Source organism: Streptomyces sp. NPDC006743 (assembly GCF_040703815.1).
Taxonomy (GTDB): Bacteria; Actinomycetota; Actinomycetes; order Streptomycetales; family Streptomycetaceae; genus Streptomyces.
In genome coordinates, this window is sequence record NZ_JBEYJA010000017.1 from 126,262 (window position 1) to 148,562 (window position 22,301).

Genomic DNA, 22,301 nt, shown 5'->3' on the forward strand with positions numbered 1-22,301 from the left:
TGTCACCGTCTCGCACGCCTCGGCCCGCACCGTACTCACGGTGCGGGCCGAGGCGTTCCGGCGTTCCGGCGGACGCCCAGGCAGTGGTGGATGCCGTGGCCGAACGACAGGTGCCGTGTGGCGGGCCGGGTCACGTCGAGGACCGCGGGACCGCCGGCGTCGGAGAGGGGGATGTCGTGCCCGGCGGAGCCGAGGGCCACCGCGACGATGCCGCCGCGGGGGATGTGCACACCGTCGGGTTCGAGGTCCTCGGCCGCGTACCGGTTCGGAAAGCGCTCCACGGACGTGTCGTGGCGCAGGAACTCCTCCACCGCGCCCGGCACGAGGTCGGGGCGTGCGCGCGGCGTCGCGAGCTGGCCGGGCCGGCGCAGCAGGGAGAGTAGGGCGTGGCCCAGGAGGTTGACGGTGGTCTCGTGGCCGGCGACGACCAGCAGGACCGCGGTGCCGACCAGTTCGTCCTCGGAGAGCCGGCCGTCGTCCTCGTCGCGGACGGTGACGAGGACGCAGAGCAGGTCGTCCCCGGGAGCGTTCCGTTTGTCCACGACGAGGCCGCGCAGAGCAGCGTGTGCGGTCCCGCCGGCGCGGCACGGTGCTGGGGGTCGGTCACCCGGAGCGTGAGAGTGGACCAGCGGCGGAAGTCCTCGCGGTGCTGAGGCGGTACGCCGAGCAGTTCGGCGATCACCGTGACCGGCAGGGGAGCGGTGAACGCCTCCACGAGGCCCGTCTCGCCAAACGACGCGAGCGCGTCGAGCAGATCGTTCGCGATCTGCTCGACGCGCGGGGCGAGTTCGGCGGTGCGGCGCGGGGTGAAGGCGCGGGGGACGAGGCGGCGCAGCCGGGAGTGCAGGGGCGGATCGGACTCCAGCAGCTGTGCGCCGAGGCCGGCCTGGGGCTGGTGGAACACGAAACCGGCCGCCTCCAGGGTCGGGGCGGCCGGTGTGGCGTCCTTGCGCAGTGCCGGGTGGGTCAGGGCCGTGCGGGCCAGGTCGTGTCCGACGACCAGCCTGCCGTTCGGTCCCGGGGCGAACCGCACGGGGTGGATGGGGTCCGGGGCCCGCAGTCCTGCGTGGTGCCGTGGTGCGTCCGCCTCGAACTCGGGTCTGAGCACCGGGCCCGGCCCGTCTCCCGGCCCGTGAGGGCCTGGGCCGTCGGCTTCGGGGACTTCCCGGGCCCGCGTCGTCATACGTCTCTCCCTGCGCCGGACTCCTGTGGGTTCATCGGCGGCACGGAGGGCGCGGCGGGGAAGGTCCACCGCGGGCGGGCCGGTGCGGGCCCGCCGTGGGCGGTCAGTCGTCGCCCTGGAGCAGGGACAGGACACGCAGCGCCTCCAGGTAGATCCACACCAGGGTCAGCGTGAGCCCGAAGGCCGCCAGCCACGACTCCTCGCGCGGGGCACCGTAGGCGACCGCGTCCTCGATCTGCTTGAAGTCCAGGGCCAGGAAGGCGGCGCCCAGCAGGATGCCGGCGATGCCGAAGACCACGCCGAGCGCGCCGCTGTCGAACCCGAGGCCGTGTCCGGCGCCGAAGGCGGAGAAGAGCAGGTCGGCCGCCATCAGCAGGAGGAAGCCGGTGGCCGCCGCCAGGACGAAGCCGTAGAAGCGGCGGGTGACGCGAATCCAGCGCATCCGGTAGGCGATCAGCACACCGGCCGAGACCGCGAAGGTGCCCAGCACCGCCTGGACGACGACGCCCGGGGAGATGTACGTCGAGGTGGCGCTGGAGATGACGCCGAGGAAGACACCCTCGAAGGCCGCGTAGCCGAGGATCAGCGCGGGGGTGGGCCTGCGCTTGAAGGTCTGCACGAGCGACAGGACGAAGGCGACGAGCGCGGCGCCGACGGCGATGCCGTAGGAGCGGCCGATGCCGGCCTCGTCGACGGGGAGCAGGAGCCAGGAGAGCACGGCCGTCAGGGCGACGGTGCCGAGCGTCCCGGCCGTGCGGACCACGACGTCGTCCAAGGTCATCGAGGTGTGCGCGGCGGACGTGTCCTTGACGGGGGAGAAGTCACCGCCGGCGGCGTACGGGTTGCCCGTCCACTCGCCGGCCGGGGGTGTGCCCGCCGCGGTGCCGGCCGCGACGGCGACCGGCTGCGCCGGCGCTTGCCGCGCGGCCGGGTCCTCGGTGCCCTCGCGGCGGAAACCCCTGCGGGAGAAGATCGGGTTGCTGGACCTCATGTCGGTGTCCTCCTCGTGCGCCGACGGGCGGCAGGTGTGCCGGGTACGGCGGCCTTTCCTTGTGTCACCACTCTGACAGGTGACGCAAGGAAAGGCAAGGGATGTCACCGATCTGACTGGTGATTTTCCGGGAGGGTGCGGAACTCCGCGCCCCGGGAGCGCCGCGCCGTCCGCCGGAAGTTGTCATAGGTGCGCTTGAGCAGTTCCGCCGCCCGGCACACCTGGTCGTCCCGCGCGCACCGCGCACAGGTGCGCACGTGTGTCTCGTACGAGACGCGTGCCTGGTCGAGGAGGCCGCGGCCCGGTGGTGTGTCCTTCTCGTCCGGAGCCGGGGTGCTCATGAGAGGGCGGAGACTTCGAGGACCGCGGAGGCGAACGCGTCGGGCCGCTCCTGGGGCAGGTTGTGGCCGGCGCCCTGGATCACGTGGTGCACACGGGGCCCGGTGAAGTGGGCGGCGGACGAGGCGCCGTCGGTCCACGGGATGACGCCGTCCGCCGCCCCGTCCAGGGTGACGGTCGGCACGGTGACCGGCGGCTGGCCGGCCAGCCTGCGTTCGATGTCCGCGTACCGGGGGTCGCCGGGAGCCGCGCCGAGCCGGTGGCGGTAGCTGTGGATCACGATGTCGACGTAGTCGGGATTGGTCCACAGGGCGGCGGCCTCGTCGAGTTCGGCCTCGGTGAACCGCCACTCGGGCGAGTTGCGGTGCCAGACGACGCGGGCGAGTTCCTTGCGGTTCTGCTCCAGGCCCGCCCGTCCGCGCTCGGTGAGGAAGTAGAAGAAGTACCAGTACCCCGACTCCACGGAGGGGGCCAGCGGTGTCTGGGCGGCGGCGATGTTCTGGATGAGGTAGTTGTTCACGGAGACCAGCCCGGCGCAGCGCTGCGGCCACAGCGCCGCGACGACGTCGGCGGCCCGCCCGCCCCAGTCGTAACCGGCGAGGATCGCCCGCCGGATCCCCAGCGCGTCCATGAAGGCCACCAGGTCCGCACCGAGCGCGCCCTGCTGGCCGGAGCGGAACGTGTCCCGGCGCAGGAAGCGGGTCTCGCCGTGACCGCGCAGACAGGGCACGTAGCAGCGGTGGCCCTGGCGGACCAGGGCGGGGACGACCTCGGCGTAGGAACCGACGGGGCTGAACGGCCAGCCGTGCAGCAGGACCACCGGCGGTCCGTCGGCCGGTCCCGCGACGTGGTACGCGATGTCCAGCACGTCGGTGCGCACGTGCCGTACCGGGCCGAGAGCCGACGATGTGGGTGTTCCGGGCCCGGCCTCCGCGCCGGCGGGGGTCCGCGCGCCGGGGGTGGCCCGCGCGGCGGGGGCGGTCTGCGCGGCGGGGGCGGTCTGCGCGGCGGCGGCGCGGCCGGCCGCGGGCACGATCCCGGCGCCGGACGCCGCCGTGCCCAGAATCTGCGTGAGTCTGCGTCTGCTGATCATGGTGCGCCCTCCTGGCATCCGTACTCCTGGAAACAGCGCGCTGCCCCGCTCCAGAAGGCATGGCAAGCAGGGAGCGGGGCAGCGGGTCCGGGCGCGCGCAGAGCCGTGTGCCGCGCCCGGGTGCGGTCGGCGTGCCCGGCAGTTGGCCGCCGACCGCGGCGGCCCGGTGTGGAGTCCCAGACACCGGCCGCACCTGTCGCGCTCCGACACAGGGGTGTACGGCGGAGCGCGCAGGATCCTGGAGATGGCCGCCTTCGCTTCGGGGGAAGTGAGCGAAGGCGGCCATCCCGTGACCCCGCCGCCAGGCCAGCCAATTGATCACCATGGCGGCGGGGGGTCTCTATATGGCTCAACGGGCCTGGTACCGGGCGGGGTTCACGTCAGGGGCAAGAAAAACCCGGTGACGGTGGACCCGGCTCCCGGCCGGCGTGCCGTGGGCCGTCCGTCCGGCCGGCCCTACAGGCCCAGATCGGCGGCCAGGCAGTTGAAGCGCACCTCCGGGTCGTAGGCGCCGTCCGCCGTGTTCCGCGGGCTCGCCTGCTTCTCCTCGACCATGTCGGCGTAGGAGACGCGCTCGGGCAGCCTGCCGAACCGCGCCTGACGGGCCGCGGCCGCGCTGTCCACCGTGATCTTGATGTTCATCCTCGACCTCCGCTGGGTTCCGCGGCGGATGGTTCCGTCGTGTCCGGATGCCAGAAGTCTGACACCCGGGCTCGTCACCTGTCAAGCCGGTGACGCATGTCTCGGTGTGTGCGGGAGGTTTCCGCGCGGCGGCACCGTACTGTGGTGGGAAAGTACGTGTCTCCACAGCCGCGTGTCGCCCACCCACATGTCCGGCCGATCACGTGTCGCCATGTCGTACGGAGGTTTCCCGTGTCCGCAGTTCCCGAGCAGGTGTCCGTCTTTCCCGGTCCGGTGCCGGAGCCGGTACTGCGCCTCGGCCCCAGTCCGGCCGCCGCCCTGGAGGCCGCCGCCTGGGCCGCGGCCGCCCTCGTCGGCACCCTGCGGGACGCGCTGGACACCCCGCTCGCGGAGGTGCTCGCGGCCGACCCGCGGCGCACCGCCGTCCTGGAGAGCGCGGGACTGGTGCGCGCGGACGGCACCGGGTTCACCGTGCACCCGTCGCTGGTGCCGGCCGACGGGCCCACGGCACGCAGCGCGGTCCAGGCGCGGCTGAGCGGGCTGCGCCAGGCGGTGTCCGCCGCGGCCGGCCCGGACGGCCCGAGCGGTCCGGACGGCTCGGCGCCCGGCGGCTGGGCCGCGCAGAGCGACGAGGTGCTGTTGAACCAGGGCCGGGCCTCGGCGGCCACCGGCCGGGCACTGGCCGACAAGGTGGTGCCGCGGCTGACCGGGCTGGCGGAGCGGCTGGCCGCGCCGGGCGCACGGATCCTCGACGTCGGCACCGGCGTGGCCGCACTCGCCACCGTCTTCGCCGAACGCTTCCCGCAGGCCACGGTGGCCGGCATCGACGTACTGGACCGGGTGCTGCGCCTGGCGCGCGCGGAACTGGCCGCGGTGCCCGCGGTGGTGGCGGACCGGGTCACCCTGCGCCAGCAGGACGTCGCGGAGCTGGCGGAGCGGGACGCCTACGAACTGGTCTGGCTGCCCGCGCCGTTCCTGTCCGAGCAGGCCCTCCCATCCGCGCTGCCCCGCCTGGCCGGGGCCCTGGTACCGGGCGGCTGGCTGGTGGCGGGCACCAACCCGGCCTCCGAGGAACCGCTGCTGCGGTCCGTGGGCCGGTGGGTCGCGGTGCGCAACGGCGGCAACTCCTACGACACCGCGGCGATGACGGCGGCCGTCGAGTCCGCCGGGCTGGGGGAGGCCCGCACCTTCCCCACGGTTCCCGGTGGCCCGGTGCTGGTCGCGGCCAGGCGCCCGCAGGTGTGAGCGGGGGCAGCCGCCGTCCCAGCCGAGTGGACCCTCGGGTCCACTCGTGTGTGACGATGGACCGCATGAGCAAGGGGATGACAGCCAAGGGCGCGGCGACGCGGAGGCGCATCGTGGTCGCCGCCGCGCTGCTGATCAGGGAGAAGGGCGCCGCGGAGACGACCCTCGACGACGTGCGCGCGGCGACGTCCACGAGCAAGAGCCAGCTGTTCCACTACTTCCCGAACGGCCGCACCGACATGCTCGTGGCCGTGGCGCAGCACGAGGCGGAGCAGGTGCTCCAGGCACAGCGGCCGTACCTGGACGACCTGTCGAGCTGGGAGGCCTGGCAGAAGTGGAGCCGGGCCGTGCTCGATCACTACACGGAGCTGGGCCGGCGCTGCCCGCTGGGCAGCCTCACGACCGAGCTGGGGAAGACCTCGGCCGAGGCCGGCGCGGTGGTCACGGGTCTGTTCGAAACCTGGGAGGCGGCTCTCGCGCGCGGCGTCGAGGCGATGCTCCCCGGGGACGGCTCGCCGGCCGACCGGGCCCGCGTCGTCCTCACCGCCGTGCAGGGCGGGGCCCTGATGCTCCAGACCACCGGTCGTACCGACTACCTCGAAGCGGCCCTCGCCGCGGCGATCGAGCCACTGCGGGCGCCGGCGGAGGTCCGCGGCTGAGCGGCACGGGCCGACGGCATGAGTCGAACGTTACGGTGGAGCGGTACGGGCCGAGCGGCATCGGCTGAGCGGTACGGGCCGAGCGGCATCGGCTGAGCGGTACGGGCCGAGCGGCATCGGCTGAGCGGGGCCGGCTGCGGGGCGCCGGTCGCGTGCCGTGGGCGGGGATGGGCGGGGGCGCGGCGCTTCAGCCCGCGTCCAGCAGCTCCTGTGCCGCCCGCCGCAGCGTCGCCGCCGCGTCCTGCCCTCGGTCCAGGTATCCGCTCACCATGGCGCCGTCCCTCAGCAGGACCAGACTCCGTGCCAGCCGGTCGGGTTCGGGATGTCCGGCGTCGCTCACCACATCGCGCAGGACGCCACGGAACCACTCCCTGTGCTCGGCCACACACCTGCGTACAGGGTGTTCCGGATCCGGGTACTCCGCCGCGGCGTTGATGAAGCCGCAGCCGCGGAAACCCGGCCGGTTCACGGTCTCGCCGACCATGGCCATGATGCCCAGCAGGGCGTCCCGGCCGCGGTGCGCGGCGAGGACGGCCGCCACCGCCCGCCTGACCCGCGCCTCCCGCTCCTGGAGACAGGCGAGGACCAGTCCTTCCTTGCCCGCGAAGTGCCGGTAGAAGGTCGCCCTGGTGACCCCGGCCTCCGCGACCAGTTGCTCGACCCCCACGGTGTGGATGCCGCACGTGTAGAACAGGTGGCCCGCGGTGGTCAGCAACCGCTCCCGGGGATGGGGCTTCTCGGTGGCGCCCGATGTCATGCGGACAGGTTACCGAGGCGAGCGGACAGCCCGAACTCGGCGGCGACCAGCGCGTAGGAGCGCTCGCGCTCGGCGCGGCCGGGGATCAGCGAGGTGAGCATCAACTCGTCGGCGCCGGTCCGGGCGTGCAGGCCGGCCAGCGACGCGCGGACCGTGGCGGGCGTCCCGTGCACGACCGTGCCGAGCCAGCCCTCGACGAAGTCCCGCTCCTCGGGTGTGCGCGAGTGGTCCGCCACCGTCTCCGGGGCGGGCACGGCGGCCTGGATCCCCTGCCGCGCCCGCATCATCATCACGGCGCCGGCCGTGGCCAGCCGCTCGGCCTCGGCTTCGTCGGGGGCGCAGGTGACGTTCACGGAGACGATCGTGCGGGGCTCGGGCAGGGCGGCCGAGGGGCGGAACCCTGCCCGGTACAGATCGAGTGCGCGCAGCGCCTGCTCCGGATTGATGTGGTAGGCCGCGGCGAACGGCAGCCCGAACCGGGCGGCGACCTGCGCGCCCGTGGTACCGGACCCCAGGATCCACACGGGAAGGTCCGGGCTGCCGGGCACCACGTGCACGTGGTCGCGGGTGTAGGGGTGGTCGGCGGGGAAGCCGGACCCCAGGAAGCCCAGCACCTCTTCCACCAGGGCCGGGAACGGGTCGTCACCCGGCTCCTGCGGTGCGCGGCGCAGCGCGCGGGCGACGGCGGGCAGACCGCCCGGGCTCCGCCCCAGCCCGAGGTCGACGCGGCCCGGCGCGAGCGCTTCCAGGACACCGAACTGCTCGGCCACCACGAGGGGCGCGTGGTTGGTCAACATCACCCCGCCCGAGCCGAGCCGGATCGTGCTGGTGGACGCGGCGAGATGGGCCAGGAGCACCGCGGGCGCCGGGCTGCCCGAGGCGGGGAAGCTGTGGTGCTCCGCCACCCAGAAGCGCCGGAAGCCGTCGCGCTCGGCCGACCGGGCCAGGGCGACGGTGTCCCGCACCGCCTGCGCGGGGTCGTGGCCCTCGCCGACCACACTGAGGTCCAGCACCGAGAGGGGTACCGGGGGGTCCCCGCGACCGCCGCCGCCGGAGTCGGACGGACCGCGGGAGTCGGACGGATGGGGAGCGTCGCGGCGCATGGGTGGCTCTCTCGGGGCGGTGACGGGCTGGGATTCCAGGCGGAAAGCGAACCAAGAGGCCCATTTCCCGATCGTAGACACATGTTCATAGGTGGTCAAACATGTGTGTGCCGCGACGGGACCGGGGCCTTCGGATCGGTTCAGTAGGTGGTCACGAGCGGCTTCGTCTCGTCGACGACGTAGGTCGAGAGCATCATCGTCGTCACGGTGCCCACGTTGAGGGCGTTGTGGATGGCTCCCGAGGGGATGAAGGGCGGGAGACGAGGGAGAACGACCGGAAGGAGAGGAGAAGGAAAGGAGAAGGAAAGGAGAAGGAAAGAACGATCGTTCTCCTAAAGGAGAATACGTGTTCTGCCTCCTGGTCCTGCAAGAGCGTGATCCGGCCACGCCGGTGTCCGGTGCCGGCTCAGGCGGCTGCCCCGGGGCCGGGGCGGTCCCGCCGGGACGCGATGTCGCGCACGGTGGCCTCCCGCACCGTGGCGTCGTGCACGGGCGCCTCCCGCGCCGCGGCCTCCCGTACGGGGGCTTCCCGCACGGTGGCCTCCCGCGCCGCGGCCCGCTGTCCCGCGTACGCCTTCTCCAGGGCCTGCCGCCAGGAGACCACGGCCGGGTTGCGGCGCAGCAGCGCTCTGCGTTCGCGTTCCGTCATGCCGCCCCACACGCCGTGCTCCATCCGCTGGTCCAGTGCGTAGGACAGGCACTCCATGCGCACGGGACAGCGGTAGCAGACGCTCTTCGCCCCGTTCTGCGCGGCGCCCTCGGCGAACATCTGCTCGGCGCTCCCGCGGCACGCTCCCCTGACAGCCCACTCCATTGCGGCCTCATCTCATGGCTCGTCCATGCGCGCACTGCGCACATGTCTCGACGGTGCAGATATGTGTGACCCTAACCCGGATATGGTGGGACCGGACACCAGGGCAGCTGACCGGATTTCGCTGGTCGTTCAGGGTTTCGGAGCCCCCGCGAGGGTGTTCCGTCCCGGACGGCCGCTCCCGTCAGTCGATTGACCGGACTTTGCGGTCTGTTTAGTCTGACCGACAAGGGTGTCTTTCCGGCCACTCTGGACGACGTGCACCCTTTGGTGTGCTGACGCTGCTCGACGTGTGCGGGTTCGAGGGGGAGGAAGGCGGGCATGCGACACAGCCGCCGCTCGGGGGCACAGCGAAGAGACCGGTTCTTTGCCCAGCTCCGTGCCGGGCGAGGTGATGCGGACGCGGGGCCGCGGGCCCGGTCCGGCGGTGAAGGGAGTGGGGCGCCGTGAAGTCGCTCGTCACCATGATCGGGCGGGACGACGAGCGGGCCCGGCTGTCCGGTCTCGTCACCGCCGCCGCAGGACAGGCACTCGTCCTGCGGGGGGAGTCGGGGGTCGGCAAGAGCGCCCTGCTCGACGATGTCGCCGCACTGGCGGCGGACGAGGGGCACGAGGTGATCCGGGCCGCCGGGGTCGAGGCGGAGTCGGATCTGCCGTTCGCCGGGCTGCACCAGATCCTCTATCCCCTGCTGCCCCACATCGAGGCCCTGGACGAGGGCCACCGGGCCGTCTTCGACACCGTGTTCGGGCAGACCGAGGGCAGGCCGCCGTCGGTCATGACCCTCGGCATCGCCGTGCTCGACCTGCTCTCCCTCGCCGCCTCGCACAAGCCGCTGCTGGTGATCCTGGACGACGGCCAGTGGCTGGACGCCTCCAGCGCCGACGTGTGCGGCTTCGCGGGACGCCGGCTCACCGGCAGCTCGGTGAAGCTGCTGATCGCCCTGCGCTCCGACGTCCCGTCCCGCTTCGACACGGCGGCGCTGCCCGAGGCACCGGTCCCGGCGCTGACGGAGGCGGCCTCCGGAGAACTCCTGGACGCCTGCCACCCCGGCCTGGACCCACATGTCCGCCGGCTCGTCCTGGACCAGGCCCGGGGCAATCCGCTGGCCCTGCTCGAACTGCCCCCCTTCCTCGACGGCGACCGGTCCGGCCGAGGGCCGCTGGGCGCCTTCGCCTTCCAGAGCGTCCCGCTGCCCCGGCGCCTCCAGCACGTCTACGGCACACGTGTCGAAGCCCTCGGCGACGCCGTGCGCCAGGAGCTGCTGCGCGGCGCCCTCGACGGAGTCGGCACCTCGGCGGCGGTCACGCCCACCCCCGCGCGGCGTTACCGCATGCGCGACGCGGACGAGGCGGTGGCGGCCGGGCTCCTGCAGACGGACCCGGCCGGCGGCGACTTCGTCTTCCGCCATCCGCTCGTGCGCTCCACCGTGGTCCAGCTGGCCACCCCCAACCAGCGGCGGGCCGCCCACGCGGACCTCGCCCGCATCCACCACGACGACGTCGAGCGCCGGGCCACCCACCTCGCGGCCGCGGCGATCGACCCGGACGAGGAGGTCGCGGCCGCCCTGGAAGCCGCGGCGGACTCGGCGACCAGGCGCGGCGCGGCGGTGACGGCGGTGGCCTGGCTGACCCGTGCCGCGGAGCTGAGCGAGAGCCACGAGGGCCGCTCCCGCAGACTCAGCAACGCGGCGTTCACGGCCGGGTACGCGGGGCTGCTGGACCAGGCGCAGCAGCTCCTGCACGCCGAACTGCCCACCGGCCGCAACGAGAGCCCCTCGTCGGTGGCCACCGTCGCCTACATGTCGTGGTACGAGGACGGGGACGTGCGGTCCTCACGGCGCCAGGTCGCCGCCGCCATCGAGAAACTGCGCGCGAACGGGGGGCGCGAGGCCCCCGAAGTCCTGCTGCGGCTGGTGAACCTGCTGCTCGGGATCGAGCAGTACGCGGGCGAGCCGGAGTCGTGGCGGCAGACGCGCGAACTGCTCGACTCCCTGGGCGACCTGGTGACGGAGCGCTCGCTGATCTACCGCGACGCCTGGGGCGACGTCGTCCTGCACGGCGCGGGCCTGGCCGACCGGGTGGAGCGCGCCTTCGCCGACCTCTCCGAGCTGGAGCCCTGGGACGTGATGCGTCTGGCCGTCTGCGCCTACCACGTGGACATCCTCAGCCAGTACCGCCCGTACCTCCAGCGCGTCGTCGAGCGCGAGCTGGAGACGGGCGCCATGGGGGTCGGGATGACCATGCTGCACCTGATCATGCTCGACCAGATGGCGGTCGGCGAGTGGGACGAAGCGGAACGCACCGGTCGGCGCGGCCTGGACCTGATGGGGTCCCACGGGTACACGCTGCTGGCCCAGCAGACCCGGGCCTACCTGGCCCTGGTCGCCGCGCAGCGGGGGCAGGCCGAGCGCGCCCGGGAACTCCAGGCCATGGTCGACGCCTGGGCCCGCCCGCGCGGTGTCGGCTTCCTCACCCAGCTCGCCGACGCCGCCGGTACCGCGGCGGCCCTGAGCGAAGGCGACTACGAGGCCGCCTACCTGCACGCCATCGGCATCACCTCGCCGGGCACGTTCACCCCGTACGGGCACCAGGCCGCGCGCACCCTGCTCGACCTGGTCGAGGCCGCGGTCCACACCGGCCGCTCCGAACAGGCCAGGCGGCACGCGGTCGCCGCGCGGGAGGCGGGACTGCCCGCCGTCTCGCCCCGGCTGGCCATGATCACCTACGGGGCACTCGCGATGACGGCCACGGGCGAGACGGAGGTCGCCGAGATGTACGAGCGGGCCGAGACCCATCCGGCCACCGCCCACTTCCCGTTCGAGGCGGCCCGGATCCGGCTCGCCCACGGCATCCGGCTGCGCCACACCCAGGGGCCCAAGGCCGCGCGCCGGCTCCTGACCATGGCGGCCGAGACGTTCGAACGGCTCGGTGCGGCGACCTGGACGGAACGGGCCCGCGCCGAGCTGCGCGCCTCGGGTGTCTCGGCGCGCACCGCGTCCGCGCACCTGTCCACGCTCACCTGGCAGGAGCGCCGGATCGCCGACCTCGCCGCGAGCGGGCTGACCAACAAGGAGATCGGCGAGCGGATGCACCTGTCGCCGCGCACCGTCAGCTCCCATCTGTACCGGGTGTTCCCCAAGCTCGGCATCACCTCGCGCGCCGCGCTGCGGGACGCCCTCGGCAAGGCCCAGGAGACCGGGCGGGACTGAGTCGCACACCGCCCCGCACCGCGCCCGCTCCGTTCCGGCCGGGGCGGGACGGGCCGGGGCACGGGGGCCGGCCGGTCACCGTGCCGGGCCGTCCGCGTGGATCCCCTGCTCGGCGAGCCAGTCGAGGACGTGGTCGGCGACCGCCCGCCAGCCGCTGTCCACGGTCAGGGTGTGGCCGCGGTCGGCGAACTGCTTCAGGTCGCTCACCGCCACCGAGTCGCCGTACAGCTTGTAGGCGGCCCGGGTCAGGGAGTCGGGCACCACGCGGTCCTCCTGTCCCGAGATCAGCAGCAGCGGCCCGCGGACGGTGTTGCCGACGTCGGCGACGGTACGGGGGTGCGGGGCCGGACCGCCGCGGCCGAGGTCGGTGAGCAGGCGGCGGGGCGCCGGGACGACGTACCGGTCGTAGAGCCGGGCGGACTCCTCCGCGCCGACGGTGTTGGCGAAGACACGCCGGAACTCCTCGCGCGACAGGGGCACCGTCGTGTCGTCGTACGCCGTCGCGCCGCCGTTGGCGGTCTTGTCGTCGTACATCGCCGTGTCGCCGTACCTCCCCGCGCTGCCGTCAGCCGTCGTGTCGTCGTACGCCGCCGGGTCGCCGTGGGCCGTCGTGTCGTCGTACGCCGTCGCGCCGCCGTACATTCCCGTGTCGGCGGCCGGCGCCGTGCCACCGTCGGCCGCACCCGCCGCACCCTCCGTACCCGTCGCGCCCGGGGACCCCAGTGGGTCCCGGCCGGGCCGCGGTGCCACGTTCGCGATCGGGGCCGGCGCGACGGCCACCGCCGCCCGGCCCAGGCCGCGGCCCAGGAGGTGCTGCACGACGAGGCCGCCCACCGAGTGCCCGATGAGCACGGGTGGTTCGTCGAAGGACGCGGCGAGACGTCCGAAGTGGTCGGTGAGGGCGTCGAGGCCGAGACCGCGCAGCACGTCGGTACGGCGGCGCGCCTCGCGCACCGAGTCGGGCTCGCCCGGCCAGCCGGGCGCCCACACCGTGAAGCCCCTGCTGGTGAAACGCTCGGCCCACGCCTCCCAGGACAGCGCGTGGAACCACGCTCCGTGGACGAAGACGACGGGGGTACTGTTCACAGCTGGGTCCTCCGAACGGGGAGCGGACATCCGGCACCGGCATGCGGGCGACCGTCCAAGCATCGTTCAGGCCGCCGGACGGCCGGAACAGTCGAATGACTTAATGTTCCGCGCCGCTCGCCCCGGGGCCGGGCCCCGGCCGCCGCGCGGGCACCGAAGTCCCGCCCTGTTCCGCCTGCGGCGACACCGGCGCGGCCCCGGTCCCGCGAGCACCCGGCGCCGCCCCGTCGCGGACACCCCGCCGTCTCTCACCGTCAAGTGACTGATGTGCCCGAGCGGTGGCCGGGGCGAGAGTGAATACCGCCAGCCCCCGCTTCACGGAAGGACATTTCGTCATGAGCGGCGATCACCACGACGTGCGGACCCAGCACACCGCGTCCGCGACCCCGTCCGGACCCGCCCCCCAGAGCCTGCCCCTGCTCCGCCTGGACATCCACCGGATGCTGGACGTGATGGAGTGGCAGGAGACCCTGGCGGAGTTCCGGTACGACCCGGTCTCGCCGCTGGTCGTCACCGTCACCTTCCTCATCGAGGGCGGACCCCGCGCCACCTGGCGCATCGGCCGCGACCTGCTCTACCAGGGCCTCCATTCGATGAGCGGTGTCGGTGACATCCAGGTGTGGCCCTCACACCTGGAGGAGCGGGCGACGGCCTGGCTGCAGCTCATGTCGAAGGACGTGGGAGCCCTCTTCGAGCTTCCGATCCCGCCGCTGGCGGAGTGGCTCGACGACACCTACCGGCTCGTCCCGGCCGGTACGGAGACGAGCCGGCTGGATCTGGACACCTTCCTCGCGGATCTGCTCGACGGTCCCGAAGTGCCGTCCGACTGACTCCGGGAGATAATGAGTCACCTGTTTGACAGGTGACGACGCTTGTGTGACAGTCATCGCGCAGATCCCGCGGTGATCCCAGGAACAAGCCTCGGCCGCCGGTTCCCGCGCCTGCCGGTGCGGCGGGCGGCGAGGGCGTACGACGAACGCACGACGGAGGATTCACATGATCAACAGGCGGAACTTCAGCAAGGCCGTGGGCCTGGGCACGGCGGCGGCCTCGCTGGTCGGACTCCCGGGCGTCCAGGCCGCCTCCGCCGCCCCGCAGCGGGGCGGCGGCGCACCGGCGCCGACCATTCCCACGATCGCGCCCGGTACCCACACCTCCTTCGAGCGGCTGAAGCACGTCAAGGCCGGTCTGCTGGACGTCGGTTACGCCGAGGCGGGACCGCACCACGGCCCCGTCGTCATCTGCCTGCACGGCTGGCCCTACGACATCCACAGCTACGTCGACGTCGCCCCGCTGCTCGCGGCGCAGGGCTACCGCGTGATCGTCCCCTACCTGCGCGGCCACGGCACGACGCGCTTCCTGTCCTCCCGTACGTTCCGCAACGCCCAGCAGTCGGCGATCGCGCTCGACATCATCGCCCTGATGGACGCCCTCAAGATCGAGAAGGCGGTGCTCGCCGGCTTCGACTGGGGTTCGCGCACCGCCGACATCATCGCGGCGCTGTGGCCGCACCGCGTGAAGGCGCTGGTGTCGGTGAGCGGGTACCTGATCACCGATGTCGCGGCGCAGAAGGCGCCGCTGGCGCCCAAGGCCGAGTACGCGTGGTGGTACCAGTACTACTTCGCCACCGAGCGGGGCCGCCTCGCCATGGAGGACAAGGGCGACCGGCACGACCTGTGCCGTCTGGTCTGGGACACCGTCTCGCCGACCTGGGGCTTCGACGACGCCACCTTCGAGCGTACGGCCCAGGCCTTCGAGAACCCCGACTACGCCGCGATCGTGATCCACAACTACCGCTGGCGGCTCGGCCTCGCCGACGGTGAACGCCGCTACGACCGGCTGGAGAAGCAGCTCGCGGCGCAGCCGTACATCTCGGTGCCCACCGTCACCCTCGACGCCGAACGCGATCCGTTCACCCCGGCTCCGGGCGACGGGTCGATGTACCGGAAGTTCTTCACCGGCAAGTACCAGCACCACACGCTCCAGGGCATCGGCCACGACCTGCCCCAGGAGGCCCCGACCGCCTTCGCCCAGGCCGTCGTCGAGGCCGACCACCTCTGAGCGACCGCCTCTGGGCAGGCTCCTGTGAGCGATCGCCTGTGAGTGATCGCTTCTGAGCAGGCTCCTGTGAGCGATCGCCTGTGAGCGATCACCTCTGAGCAGGCCGCCTCCGACACGTGTCCGCCGGCCGGTCCCTGGCCGGCCGGACGCACCTCGCCCGGTCCCGGTCCACCCCCCGTCCCTCCCCGAAGGAGCCCTCCCGACCATGAGCGAAGTCCAGTGGAACCGCATGACCGCCGCACAGCTGCGTGACCTCGCGGCCCAGGACGCGGTGGTGCTGCTGCCCGTGGGGTCCACCGAACAGCACGGACCCCACCTGCCCACCGGGGTGGACGACCTGCTGGCGGCCGAGGTGTCCCGCCGGGCGGCCCACCTGGCCGCCGAGCACACACGTGTCGTGGTGACGCCGTCCGTGTGGGCGGGCCTGGCCGAGCACCACATCGCGTTCGGCGGCACCTTCTCGCTCAGCCTGTCCACCTACCACGCGCTGCTGCGGGACATCTGCCGTTCCGTGCTCCGCGCCGGCTTCTCCCGGATCATGATCGTCAACGGCCACGGCGGCAACATGACCGCCCTCAACGCCCTCACCAACGAACTCACCGCGGAACTGGCCACGCCGATCGTCTTCGCCAGCTACTTCAGCGCCGGGCGGGACGTGGTGCGCGACACCCTGGAGACGCAGAACGGCCTCATGCACGCCTGCGAGGGGGAGACGTCCATGATGATGGCCGCGTTCCCCCAGCTGGTCCAGGAGGAGCACCTGGACGCCGCCTGGGGGCCGGAGATCACGCTGCCGGCGGAGTCCAGCGACCCGTTCTACATGTTCGTCCCCTTCGACCGCATCACCGAGTCCGGGGTGGCGGGCAACGCCCGGGTGGCGACGGCGGACAAGGGTGAGCGCATGCTCGCCGGCTGTGCCGCGGCGCTCGCCGACGTCATCGCGGGCGACCCGTGGGCCAAGACGCGGGACCGGTGACAGCCGGGCGGCGAGGCGGAGGGACCGCAGGGTCCGGACCGTGACCGCATCCCCGTTTTTGGACTTGTGAGTCCATTTTTGGCGACGCATGATTGGACCAAGCGGTCCACGGAGGCGGTGGGCCCGTCCGGTGACGTTTCTCGTCACGGGACGGGCCGTTCGCCGTCCGGGGCCGCGCACCCACCCGTCTCCGAACAGGGATGACCCGTCATGGATGTCACCGAGCGTCTGAGCATCATCGAGGAGCTGCGCCGTCTGATGGCCCGCTACGTCCGCTACGCGGACCACCAGCGCTGGCAGGACCTGGCGGCCCTGTTCACACCGGACGGCACCTTCACCCCGCACCGGCCCGACGGCTCGGTGTGGCTGGCCATGAAGGGCCGCGAGGAGATCGCCGCAACGGTCGGCGCCGGCGGCGGCCCCGGAGTCACCCTCGTCCACCACCTGTTCTCCGACGAGATCGACGTCGACTCGCCGACCACGGCGCATGGCGTGTGGGCGATGGAGGACATCGTCACCCGGCCCGAGGGCGCCGAGGCGTCCGAGGTCATCCCCTACCGGGTCATGCACGGCTTCGGCCACTACCACGCGCGCTTCGTCAGGACGGACGGCCCGTGGCGCATCGCCGAACTCGAACAGACCCGGCTCCGCCTCGACTTCGCCGACTGATCCCACCCCTTTTGTTCGCAGCTCTTACACACCCCGGGAAAGAAGCAGCGCCGTGAGCGACGACATCAAGGCCCGCACCCCCGAGCCGTACAGCATCGACATCTCCCAGGACGTCCTGGACGACCTCAAGGACCGCCTGAGAGGGACACGTTTCTTCGACGACCTCGACAACGAGGACGAGTACTACGGCATCAGCACCGCCTACCTCAAGCCCCTCGTCGAGTACTGGGCGGACGGGTTCGACTGGCGGGCGCAGGAGAAGCGGCTGAACGCCTTCCACCACCACCGGGTCGAGATCGACGGCACGCCCGTGCACTTCGTGTACGAGCGCGGCAAGGGCCCGAACCCGGTCCCCCTCCTCATCAATCACGGCTGGCCGTGGCCCGGCGAGTTCAGCTACGGCCTCATCAGCCCGCTCACCGACCCCGCCGCGTACGGCGGCGACCCGGCCCTCTCCTTCGACGTCATCCCCGACCTGCCCGGATTCGGTTTCTCCACCCCGCTCACCCGCGGCGACCTGAACTACTGGAAGATCGCCGACATCCTGCACAAGCTCATGACCGAGGAACTCGGCCACGAGAAGTACGGGGTGGCCGGCTCCGACTACGGCGCCCTGGTCACCAGCCAGTTGGGGCACAAGTACGCCGACAGCGTCATCGGCCTGCACTACGGCCACGACCTGCCGCCGGGCATGTTCTCCAACGAGCGTTTCTGGGACCTGACCGACGGGGCGAAGATCCCCGAGGACGCCTCGCCTGAACTGCGGGCCGGCATGGAGTCCATGGTCACCACCTACGTGTCGCACGTCGCGGCGCACATGCTGGACGCGTCCACCCTCACGCACGGCCTGAACGACTCCCCGATCGGCATGCTCGCCTGGCTGCTGCGGCGCTGGAAGAAGTGGAGCGACAAGCGGGGCGACTTCGAAGCGGACTTCTCCCGCGACTTCATCCTCACCCAGGCCACCGTCTTCTGGGCGACCCAGTCCATCGGCACATCCATCCGCATGTACCGCAACGCGGTGCGCCACCCCTGGGTGCCCTCCCACGACCGCCGGCCCGTCGTCGAACCGCCGGCCGGGTTCACCTTCCTCCTCGGCGACGCCTATCCGCCCGGGGTCGACACCGTCGAGGGGCGCATCGCCGCCTTCGAGAACGGCCCCACGCGTGACGTGTTCAACGTGGTCAACGTCAACGCCCACATGAAGGGCGGCCACTTCGTCCACTACGAGAACCCCGAGGCGTTCACCGCCGACCTGCGGGAGACCTTCCGCAGACTGCGCTGACCAGGGCAGGCGGGCCCGCCGCGCCGGTTTCCGGCACAGCGGGCTCCGACCTGCGTACACCTCGGGGGCGGGGGCGGGCATGCCGAAGGCCCCGCCCCTGCCTGGCCCGGCACGGCCGGGCCGGGTCCCTCGTTCAGCCCTGGCGGTCGAACGCGGCGGAGCCGACGGCCGTCGCCGTCGTCCCGCCGGAGGGAGTCCGCGCGTCGCACCGGCCTCCCGCCTGTCTGCGGTAGTCGCGCGGGGACGTACCCGTGACACGTTTGAACGCCGTGCTCAGCGCGCTCTCGGAGCCGTAGCCCACGGTGCGGGCGATGGCCGAGACGGTCTCGTCGCCCTGGAGCAACCGCTTGGCGGCCAGCTCGATCCGCCACTCGGTCAGATACTCCTGGGGCGCCCGGCCGACGGCCTTCCGGAACCGCTCGGCGAGCGTCGAGCGGGACACCGACGCCGAACGCGCCAGCTCGGACACCGTCCACGGACGCACCGGGTCGCGGTGGATGCTGGTGAGCGCCGCGGCCACGGCGGGGTCGGCCAGCCCGGCGAGCCAGCCCGTGCGCGTGTCCGGCTCGCCCGCCAGGTACAGCCGCAGGACGTGGACCAGCATCACGATCGCCAGGTGTTCACTGACCAGGGTGGCGCCGAGGTCCCGGTGCCGCAGTTCACGGTCGATCGCCGACAGCGCCCAGTGCAGTGTCTCGGCCTGGCTGGTGCCGGCGGGGATGTGGATGACCGGGGGCAGACTGTCGAGCAGCAGGGCCCGGGCCCGGGAGTTGAAGGTGAAGCGGCTGCCCAGCAGGAGGACGTCGTCGCCGCTGCCCGTCCGCGCGACGCCGTTCTCCGCCCGCGCGAAGAGGGGCCCCGCGGCGACCGGTGCCACGTCCGGGCCGCTGCTGAGCGTGAAGGCCCGTTCCCTGGTCAGGAGATAGCAGTCGCCTTCCGCCAGGAGTACCGGTTCGGGGACTCCGTCGACCTCCAGACGGCAGCTGCCGCGCCGTACGGCGTTGAACTTCACCTCCGGGGGCGGCGCGAACCGCACGGCCCAGTCCCCGCCCGCCGCGAGGCTGACGGAGAGCCGGCCGCGGGTGTCGAGGAGCGCCAGCACGTCCTCCAGCGGATCCATGCACTCTCCTGTGGCGTGGGACGCGTGTCGGCCCGGCTGCGGCCGGCCGAGCACGGAAGCGAAACGGGGCGGGGACCGATGGTACGCCTGGTACGCCGCCGGGAATGCACCGGTTCGGCCGGTCCCGGCCGGCCGGAGAGCCGTCGGCCGGGGAAGGGACGCGTGGAGGGCCGTCGGCACGGAGAAGGGTCGGGCGGGGAGTCATCGGCCGGGGGATGGTCGGGCAGGGAACAAGGCCAGGGTCGGGCGCGGTACGGTCGGCCGGAGAGCGGTTCGGGGCGGCCGTACGGGGAACCGGCCCGCCGGGCACCGCGTCCCCGACGCCGCGTCTCTCCCGGTGGCCGGACGCCCGCGCAAGTTCGCCGGAGTCCTGGACATGGCCCCTGCCGGGCCCGTCTCCTAGGCTGGCAGACGAGACATGTGTCGTGCAAGCATGTGCACACATGCTCCGTGCCCCGGACGCATCGGCCGGGGCGTCCGCTCCGCCCGGCCGCGCAGCGCGCCGCGCCGGCTCTTCCCGAAGGCACGTCCATGACCCTCAATGCGCCCGCCGCGGCGTCCAGCCGCCCCACGATCCTGCTCGTCCACGGAGCCTGGCACGGAGCGTGGTGCTGGGAACTGCTCGCACCCGAACTCAGGGACCGCGGATGGCGGGTGGAGACCGTCGAACTGCCGAGCGCGTCCGCCGATCCGGACAACACCGCCGGCATGTACGACGACGCCTGCGCCATCCGGAAGAGGCTGAGCGACCTCGGCGGCGAGGTGACGGTCCTCGCGCACTCCTACGCGGGCCTGCCGGCGACCGAGGCCGCCACGGTGCCCGGGGTGTCACGCCTGGTCTACCTCGCCGCCTTCCAGCTGGAGGAGTGCGAGTCCCTGTCGAGCCTGAGCGGTGGCGCACTGCCGCACGGCGAGACGGGCACCCTCGAGCCCCACGAGGACGCCCGCAACCATCTGTACGCGGACGCCGCCGACGACGTCGCCCAGCGGGCCGTGGAGCGACTGGTGCTCCAGAGCGTGAAGTCCTTCAGCGAACCCCTCACCACGGCGACCTGGAAGACCGTGCCCTCCACCTACATCGTGTGCGAGCGGGACCGGGCGATAGACCCCGGCTTCCAGGAGGTCATGGCGGCCCGCGCCGAGCGGTCGTACCGCATCCCGGCGAGCCACTCCCCGTTCCTGTCCATGCCCGCCGAACTGGCGCGCCTGATCACGGCGGACGCGGCCCTGTGAGCGGGCGGCGAGGTCGTCCGGAGGACCGCGAAGCATGAGAGAGGCGAGAGTGTTCCGCGGACGCGCGTGGCGCGTGGTGCGGTTCGGCGCCCCCAGGGACGCCGTCGAACTCCAGGAGCTGACCTGGGACCCGCCCCTACCGGGCCAGGTACTGGTCAGAGTACGGACCGCGGGCGCGGGCCACCCCGACGCGATGACGACGGCGGGTGACTTCCCGCTGCTGGGCGATCCGCCCTTCGGTCTGGGGGAGGAGGCCGCCGGCGAGGTCGTCGCCGTGCCGCCGGGCTCGCGGTTCGCGGTCGGCGACCGGGTCGCGGGCATCACGTGCTTCCTGGACAACTGGGGCGGATACGCCGACTACACGTACCTGCGCGAGACATCGGCCTTCCGCGTACCCGACGGCATGACCGACGAGGAGGCCGCCGGTTTCCCGATCGGCTTCCGGACCGCGTACGCCGGTCTCGTGGAACGCGCCCCGGTCGTCCCCGGCCAGACCCTGCTCGTCCTGGGCGCCGCGGGCAGCAGCGGATCCACCGCCGTCCACCTCGGCAAGGCGCTCGGAGCGCGGGTGATCGCGGTGGCGGGCGGGCCGCGGAAGACCGCCTCTGCGCGCGCCACGGCGCGGACGAGGTCATCGACCACCGCACCGAGAACCTGACGGCCCGTATCGCCGAACTCACCGGCGGACGCGGCGTGGACCTCGTCTACGACCCGGTCGGCGGCGACCTGGCCGCCGAGGCGGTCAGGGGCCTCGCGCGCCGGGGCAGGGTCGTCGTGATGGGCCTGGCCAGCGGTAGCACCGTGCCGCTCGACCCACTGGACCTGCTGCTGCGCGACTGCAGCGCGGTCGGCGTGCTCGCGGGGCCCGACGGGGACCCGGTGGTGGAGGCCGCCGTGTGGGACCGCCTCCTGCGCCTGGCGGACAGCGGGGCGATCAGGACGCCGCTCGGCACGGTGCACGCCTTCGCCGACGTACCCGCCATGATCGCCGGCCGGAAGGCGTCGGAGCCGGGCAAGTCGGTGGTGCGGGTGACGCCCGCATGACGGAGGGACCCCTCGCCCGCCGGTACGGCAGGCGCGGGGCCCCGGGTCCGCACGGCGGCCGCCCGGAGTAGTGGGACGAGCCGGGGCGGCCGCCGTCTCCCCGCTGCGCCACCGTCAGGCAGCGGGAGTCCAGGAGGTTCGTAAGGACCCTTCTCCTCGCCGCGCCCGGCCGCCGCGGCGGGGCGGTGCGGCGCCGCGCGAGCGGGTCCCTCACCGGGGCGGTGTGCGTGCTACTGCCAGCGCACCACGTACGGAGGGTTGTTCGGGTCGCCCGTGTCGCCCTCGGCCCCCCACTTGCTGCCCGGCGTGCTGGAGTTGAACCCGCCGGGCAGGGGCAGGACGGTGACCAGCTTGAAGTGGGCCTTGCTGACGTTGTAGAAGCCGCCGATGGTGTAGGGGCCGGTACCGACGATGTCGAAGGTCTGGCACTGCCCGGGGAAGACGACCCGCGTGCTGGAACCGGTCGACCAGGTGATGTCGGCGGCGTAGTTGCCCTGAGCACACAGCTGGACCCGGTGGTTGCTGATGGCGGCGGAGGCAGGTGTGCCGACGGCGAGGACGGCGGCGCCGGCCGCGAGGGCGGCGCCCGCCACCGCCGCGGAACGGCGGCTCAGTCTCGGCTTGATACGCATGGGGGACTCCGTTGGTGGGGACCGGGGTGTGGGTCTGTCATGTAGTCAACGGAGCTTGCGACCCGCCGAGTTCACCTTTCATGGCCACTTCCCCTCGGCGCTCGTACCGCCGCCGCGCGGCGGCGTTCGAGCGCCGAGGGGGGTCAAGTCGCCGGGATCACCC

22 protein-coding genes are annotated in these 22,301 nt (G+C 72.9%); 11 read left to right on the forward strand and 11 right to left on the reverse strand.

Going from position 1 to position 22,301, the window contains the following annotated elements:
* Positions 1 to 35: 35 nt before the first annotated feature.
* The 5 genes from ABZ719_RS16955 to ABZ719_RS16975 all read right to left on the reverse strand — a co-directional run bounded on the left by ABZ719_RS16955 (position 36) and on the right by ABZ719_RS16975 (position 4,248).
* Positions 36 to 542 carry a hypothetical protein gene (locus ABZ719_RS16955; protein WP_366725958.1) on the reverse strand — a complete coding sequence of 169 codons (507 nt, stop codon included), beginning with the start codon at positions 540 to 542 and terminating at the stop codon, positions 36 to 38.
* 744 nt (positions 543 to 1,286) lie between these two features.
* Positions 1,287 to 2,174, reverse strand: coding sequence for a Bax inhibitor-1/YccA family protein (locus ABZ719_RS16960; protein WP_366725959.1), 888 nt, complete (start codon positions 2,172 to 2,174; stop codon positions 1,287 to 1,289).
* Positions 2,175 to 2,278: 104 nt separating this feature from the next.
* Positions 2,279 to 2,515, reverse strand: coding sequence for a hypothetical protein (locus tag ABZ719_RS16965; RefSeq protein ID WP_366725960.1), 237 nt, complete (start codon positions 2,513 to 2,515; stop codon positions 2,279 to 2,281).
* Positions 2,512 to 3,606: an alpha/beta hydrolase gene (locus tag ABZ719_RS16970; RefSeq protein WP_366725961.1), complete on the reverse strand. Its 1,095-nt coding sequence runs from the start codon at positions 3,604 to 3,606 to the stop codon at positions 2,512 to 2,514. Before ABZ719_RS16970 ends, ABZ719_RS16965 begins: the two co-directional genes overlap by 4 nt.
* 456 nt (positions 3,607 to 4,062) lie before the next feature.
* Entirely contained in the window at positions 4,063 to 4,248 is a 186-nt protein-coding gene (locus ABZ719_RS16975; protein WP_366725962.1) for a hypothetical protein, read from the reverse strand.
* 231 nt (positions 4,249 to 4,479) lie between these two features.
* On the opposite strand from ABZ719_RS16975, the gene ABZ719_RS16980 reads away from it, so the two are divergent.
* Positions 4,480 to 5,493, forward strand: a complete 1,014-nt coding sequence (locus tag ABZ719_RS16980; protein WP_366725963.1) for a class I SAM-dependent methyltransferase — start codon at positions 4,480 to 4,482, stop codon at positions 5,491 to 5,493.
* A gap of 65 nt (positions 5,494 to 5,558) precedes the next feature.
* On the forward strand, positions 5,559 to 6,152 hold the full coding sequence (locus ABZ719_RS16985; protein WP_366725964.1) for a TetR/AcrR family transcriptional regulator: 594 nt from the start codon (positions 5,559 to 5,561) through the stop codon (positions 6,150 to 6,152).
* Positions 6,153 to 6,339: 187 nt separating this feature from the next.
* Here the strand turns inward: ABZ719_RS16985 and ABZ719_RS16990 are convergent, their stop codons facing one another.
* The 3 genes from ABZ719_RS16990 to ABZ719_RS17000 all read right to left on the reverse strand — a co-directional run bounded on the left by ABZ719_RS16990 (position 6,340) and on the right by ABZ719_RS17000 (position 8,826).
* A complete protein-coding gene (locus tag ABZ719_RS16990; RefSeq protein ID WP_366725965.1) occupies positions 6,340 to 6,909 on the reverse strand; it encodes a TetR/AcrR family transcriptional regulator in 570 nt (189 codons plus the stop codon).
* Entirely contained in the window at positions 6,906 to 7,922 is a 1,017-nt protein-coding gene (locus ABZ719_RS16995) for an LLM class flavin-dependent oxidoreductase (protein ID WP_366725966.1), read from the reverse strand. Before ABZ719_RS16995 ends, ABZ719_RS16990 begins: the two co-directional genes overlap by 4 nt.
* Before the next feature lie 496 nt (positions 7,923 to 8,418).
* Positions 8,419 to 8,826, reverse strand: coding sequence for a WhiB family transcriptional regulator (locus ABZ719_RS17000; RefSeq protein ID WP_366725967.1), 408 nt, complete (start codon positions 8,824 to 8,826; stop codon positions 8,419 to 8,421).
* Between the two features lie 461 nt (positions 8,827 to 9,287).
* On the opposite strand from ABZ719_RS17000, the gene ABZ719_RS17005 reads away from it, so the two are divergent.
* Positions 9,288 to 12,032, forward strand: a complete 2,745-nt coding sequence (locus ABZ719_RS17005) for an AAA family ATPase (RefSeq protein WP_366725981.1) — start codon at positions 9,288 to 9,290, stop codon at positions 12,030 to 12,032.
* Positions 12,033 to 12,107: 75 nt separating this feature from the next.
* Here ABZ719_RS17005 and ABZ719_RS17010 read toward each other — a convergent pair whose 3' ends face one another.
* A complete protein-coding gene (locus ABZ719_RS17010) occupies positions 12,108 to 13,118 on the reverse strand; it encodes an alpha/beta fold hydrolase (RefSeq protein ID WP_366725968.1) in 1,011 nt (336 codons plus the stop codon).
* A gap of 335 nt (positions 13,119 to 13,453) precedes the next feature.
* Between ABZ719_RS17010 and ABZ719_RS17015 the strand changes: the two genes are divergently transcribed.
* From ABZ719_RS17015 to ABZ719_RS17035, 5 genes are all read left to right on the forward strand, one after another.
* Positions 13,454 to 13,948, forward strand: coding sequence for an SsgA family sporulation/cell division regulator (locus ABZ719_RS17015; protein ID WP_366725969.1), 495 nt, complete (start codon positions 13,454 to 13,456; stop codon positions 13,946 to 13,948).
* Between the two features lie 166 nt (positions 13,949 to 14,114).
* On the forward strand, positions 14,115 to 15,179 hold the full coding sequence (locus tag ABZ719_RS17020; protein WP_366725970.1) for an alpha/beta hydrolase: 1,065 nt from the start codon (positions 14,115 to 14,117) through the stop codon (positions 15,177 to 15,179).
* 205 nt (positions 15,180 to 15,384) lie between these two features.
* Positions 15,385 to 16,155 carry a creatininase family protein gene (locus ABZ719_RS17025; protein ID WP_366725971.1) on the forward strand — a complete coding sequence of 257 codons (771 nt, stop codon included), beginning with the start codon at positions 15,385 to 15,387 and terminating at the stop codon, positions 16,153 to 16,155.
* A gap of 210 nt (positions 16,156 to 16,365) precedes the next feature.
* A complete protein-coding gene (locus ABZ719_RS17030) occupies positions 16,366 to 16,824 on the forward strand; it encodes a nuclear transport factor 2 family protein (protein WP_366725972.1) in 459 nt (152 codons plus the stop codon).
* A 52-nt stretch (positions 16,825 to 16,876) separates the two neighbouring features.
* Positions 16,877 to 18,109 (forward strand): epoxide hydrolase, encoded by a 1,233-nt coding sequence (locus ABZ719_RS17035; RefSeq protein ID WP_366725973.1) that lies wholly within the window; start codon positions 16,877 to 16,879, stop codon positions 18,107 to 18,109.
* Positions 18,110 to 18,242: 133 nt separating this feature from the next.
* Here the strand turns inward: ABZ719_RS17035 and ABZ719_RS17040 are convergent, their stop codons facing one another.
* Positions 18,243 to 19,229: an AraC family transcriptional regulator gene (locus ABZ719_RS17040; protein ID WP_366725974.1), complete on the reverse strand. Its 987-nt coding sequence runs from the start codon at positions 19,227 to 19,229 to the stop codon at positions 18,243 to 18,245.
* A gap of 531 nt (positions 19,230 to 19,760) precedes the next feature.
* On the opposite strand from ABZ719_RS17040, the gene ABZ719_RS17045 reads away from it, so the two are divergent.
* From ABZ719_RS17045 to ABZ719_RS17055, 3 genes are read left to right on the forward strand one after another with little or no spacing between them, the layout of a single operon-like run.
* Positions 19,761 to 20,462, forward strand: a complete 702-nt coding sequence (locus tag ABZ719_RS17045; protein ID WP_366725975.1) for an alpha/beta fold hydrolase — start codon at positions 19,761 to 19,763, stop codon at positions 20,460 to 20,462.
* Between the two features lie 34 nt (positions 20,463 to 20,496).
* Complete coding sequence (locus tag ABZ719_RS17050; RefSeq protein ID WP_366725976.1) at positions 20,497 to 21,120, forward strand: alcohol dehydrogenase catalytic domain-containing protein; 624 nt, start codon at positions 20,497 to 20,499, stop codon at positions 21,118 to 21,120.
* Positions 21,117 to 21,506: a zinc-binding dehydrogenase gene (locus ABZ719_RS17055; protein WP_366725982.1), complete on the forward strand. Its 390-nt coding sequence runs from the start codon at positions 21,117 to 21,119 to the stop codon at positions 21,504 to 21,506. The genes ABZ719_RS17050 and ABZ719_RS17055 overlap by 4 nt, the downstream gene beginning before the upstream one ends.
* Before the next feature lie 230 nt (positions 21,507 to 21,736).
* Here the strand turns inward: ABZ719_RS17055 and ABZ719_RS17060 are convergent, their stop codons facing one another.
* Positions 21,737 to 22,138: a hypothetical protein gene (locus tag ABZ719_RS17060; protein ID WP_366725977.1), complete on the reverse strand. Its 402-nt coding sequence runs from the start codon at positions 22,136 to 22,138 to the stop codon at positions 21,737 to 21,739.
* Positions 22,139 to 22,301 lie beyond the last annotated feature (163 nt).

Bases quoted from the DNA above. Each gene is read 5' to 3' on its own strand.
- ABZ719_RS16960 (WP_366725959.1), bottom strand. From the start codon at position 2,174: ATGAGGTCCAGCAACCCGATCTTCTCCCGCAGGGGTTTCCGCCGCGAG.
- ABZ719_RS16965 (WP_366725960.1), bottom strand. From the start codon at position 2,515: ATGAGCACCCCGGCTCCGGACGAGAAGGACACACCACCGGGCCGCGGC.
- ABZ719_RS16970 (WP_366725961.1), bottom strand. From the start codon at position 3,606: ATGATCAGCAGACGCAGACTCACGCAGATTCTGGGCACGGCGGCGTCC.
- ABZ719_RS16975 (WP_366725962.1), bottom strand. From the start codon at position 4,248: ATGAACATCAAGATCACGGTGGACAGCGCGGCCGCGGCCCGTCAGGCG.
- ABZ719_RS16985 (WP_366725964.1), top strand. From the start codon at position 5,559: ATGAGCAAGGGGATGACAGCCAAGGGCGCGGCGACGCGGAGGCGCATC.
- ABZ719_RS16990 (WP_366725965.1), bottom strand. From the start codon at position 6,909: ATGACATCGGGCGCCACCGAGAAGCCCCATCCCCGGGAGCGGTTGCTG.
- ABZ719_RS17000 (WP_366725967.1), bottom strand. From the start codon at position 8,826: ATGGAGTGGGCTGTCAGGGGAGCGTGCCGCGGGAGCGCCGAGCAGATG.
- ABZ719_RS17005 (WP_366725981.1), top strand. From the start codon at position 9,288: ATGATCGGGCGGGACGACGAGCGGGCCCGGCTGTCCGGTCTCGTCACC.
- ABZ719_RS17015 (WP_366725969.1), top strand. From the start codon at position 13,454: ATGAGCGGCGATCACCACGACGTGCGGACCCAGCACACCGCGTCCGCG.
- ABZ719_RS17020 (WP_366725970.1), top strand. From the start codon at position 14,115: ATGATCAACAGGCGGAACTTCAGCAAGGCCGTGGGCCTGGGCACGGCG.
- ABZ719_RS17025 (WP_366725971.1), top strand. From the start codon at position 15,385: ATGAGCGAAGTCCAGTGGAACCGCATGACCGCCGCACAGCTGCGTGAC.
- ABZ719_RS17030 (WP_366725972.1), top strand. From the start codon at position 16,366: ATGGATGTCACCGAGCGTCTGAGCATCATCGAGGAGCTGCGCCGTCTG.
- ABZ719_RS17040 (WP_366725974.1), bottom strand. From the start codon at position 19,229: ATGGATCCGCTGGAGGACGTGCTGGCGCTCCTCGACACCCGCGGCCGG.
- ABZ719_RS17045 (WP_366725975.1), top strand. From the start codon at position 19,761: ATGACCCTCAATGCGCCCGCCGCGGCGTCCAGCCGCCCCACGATCCTG.
- ABZ719_RS17050 (WP_366725976.1), top strand. From the start codon at position 20,497: ATGAGAGAGGCGAGAGTGTTCCGCGGACGCGCGTGGCGCGTGGTGCGG.
- ABZ719_RS17060 (WP_366725977.1), bottom strand. From the start codon at position 22,138: ATGCGTATCAAGCCGAGACTGAGCCGCCGTTCCGCGGCGGTGGCGGGC.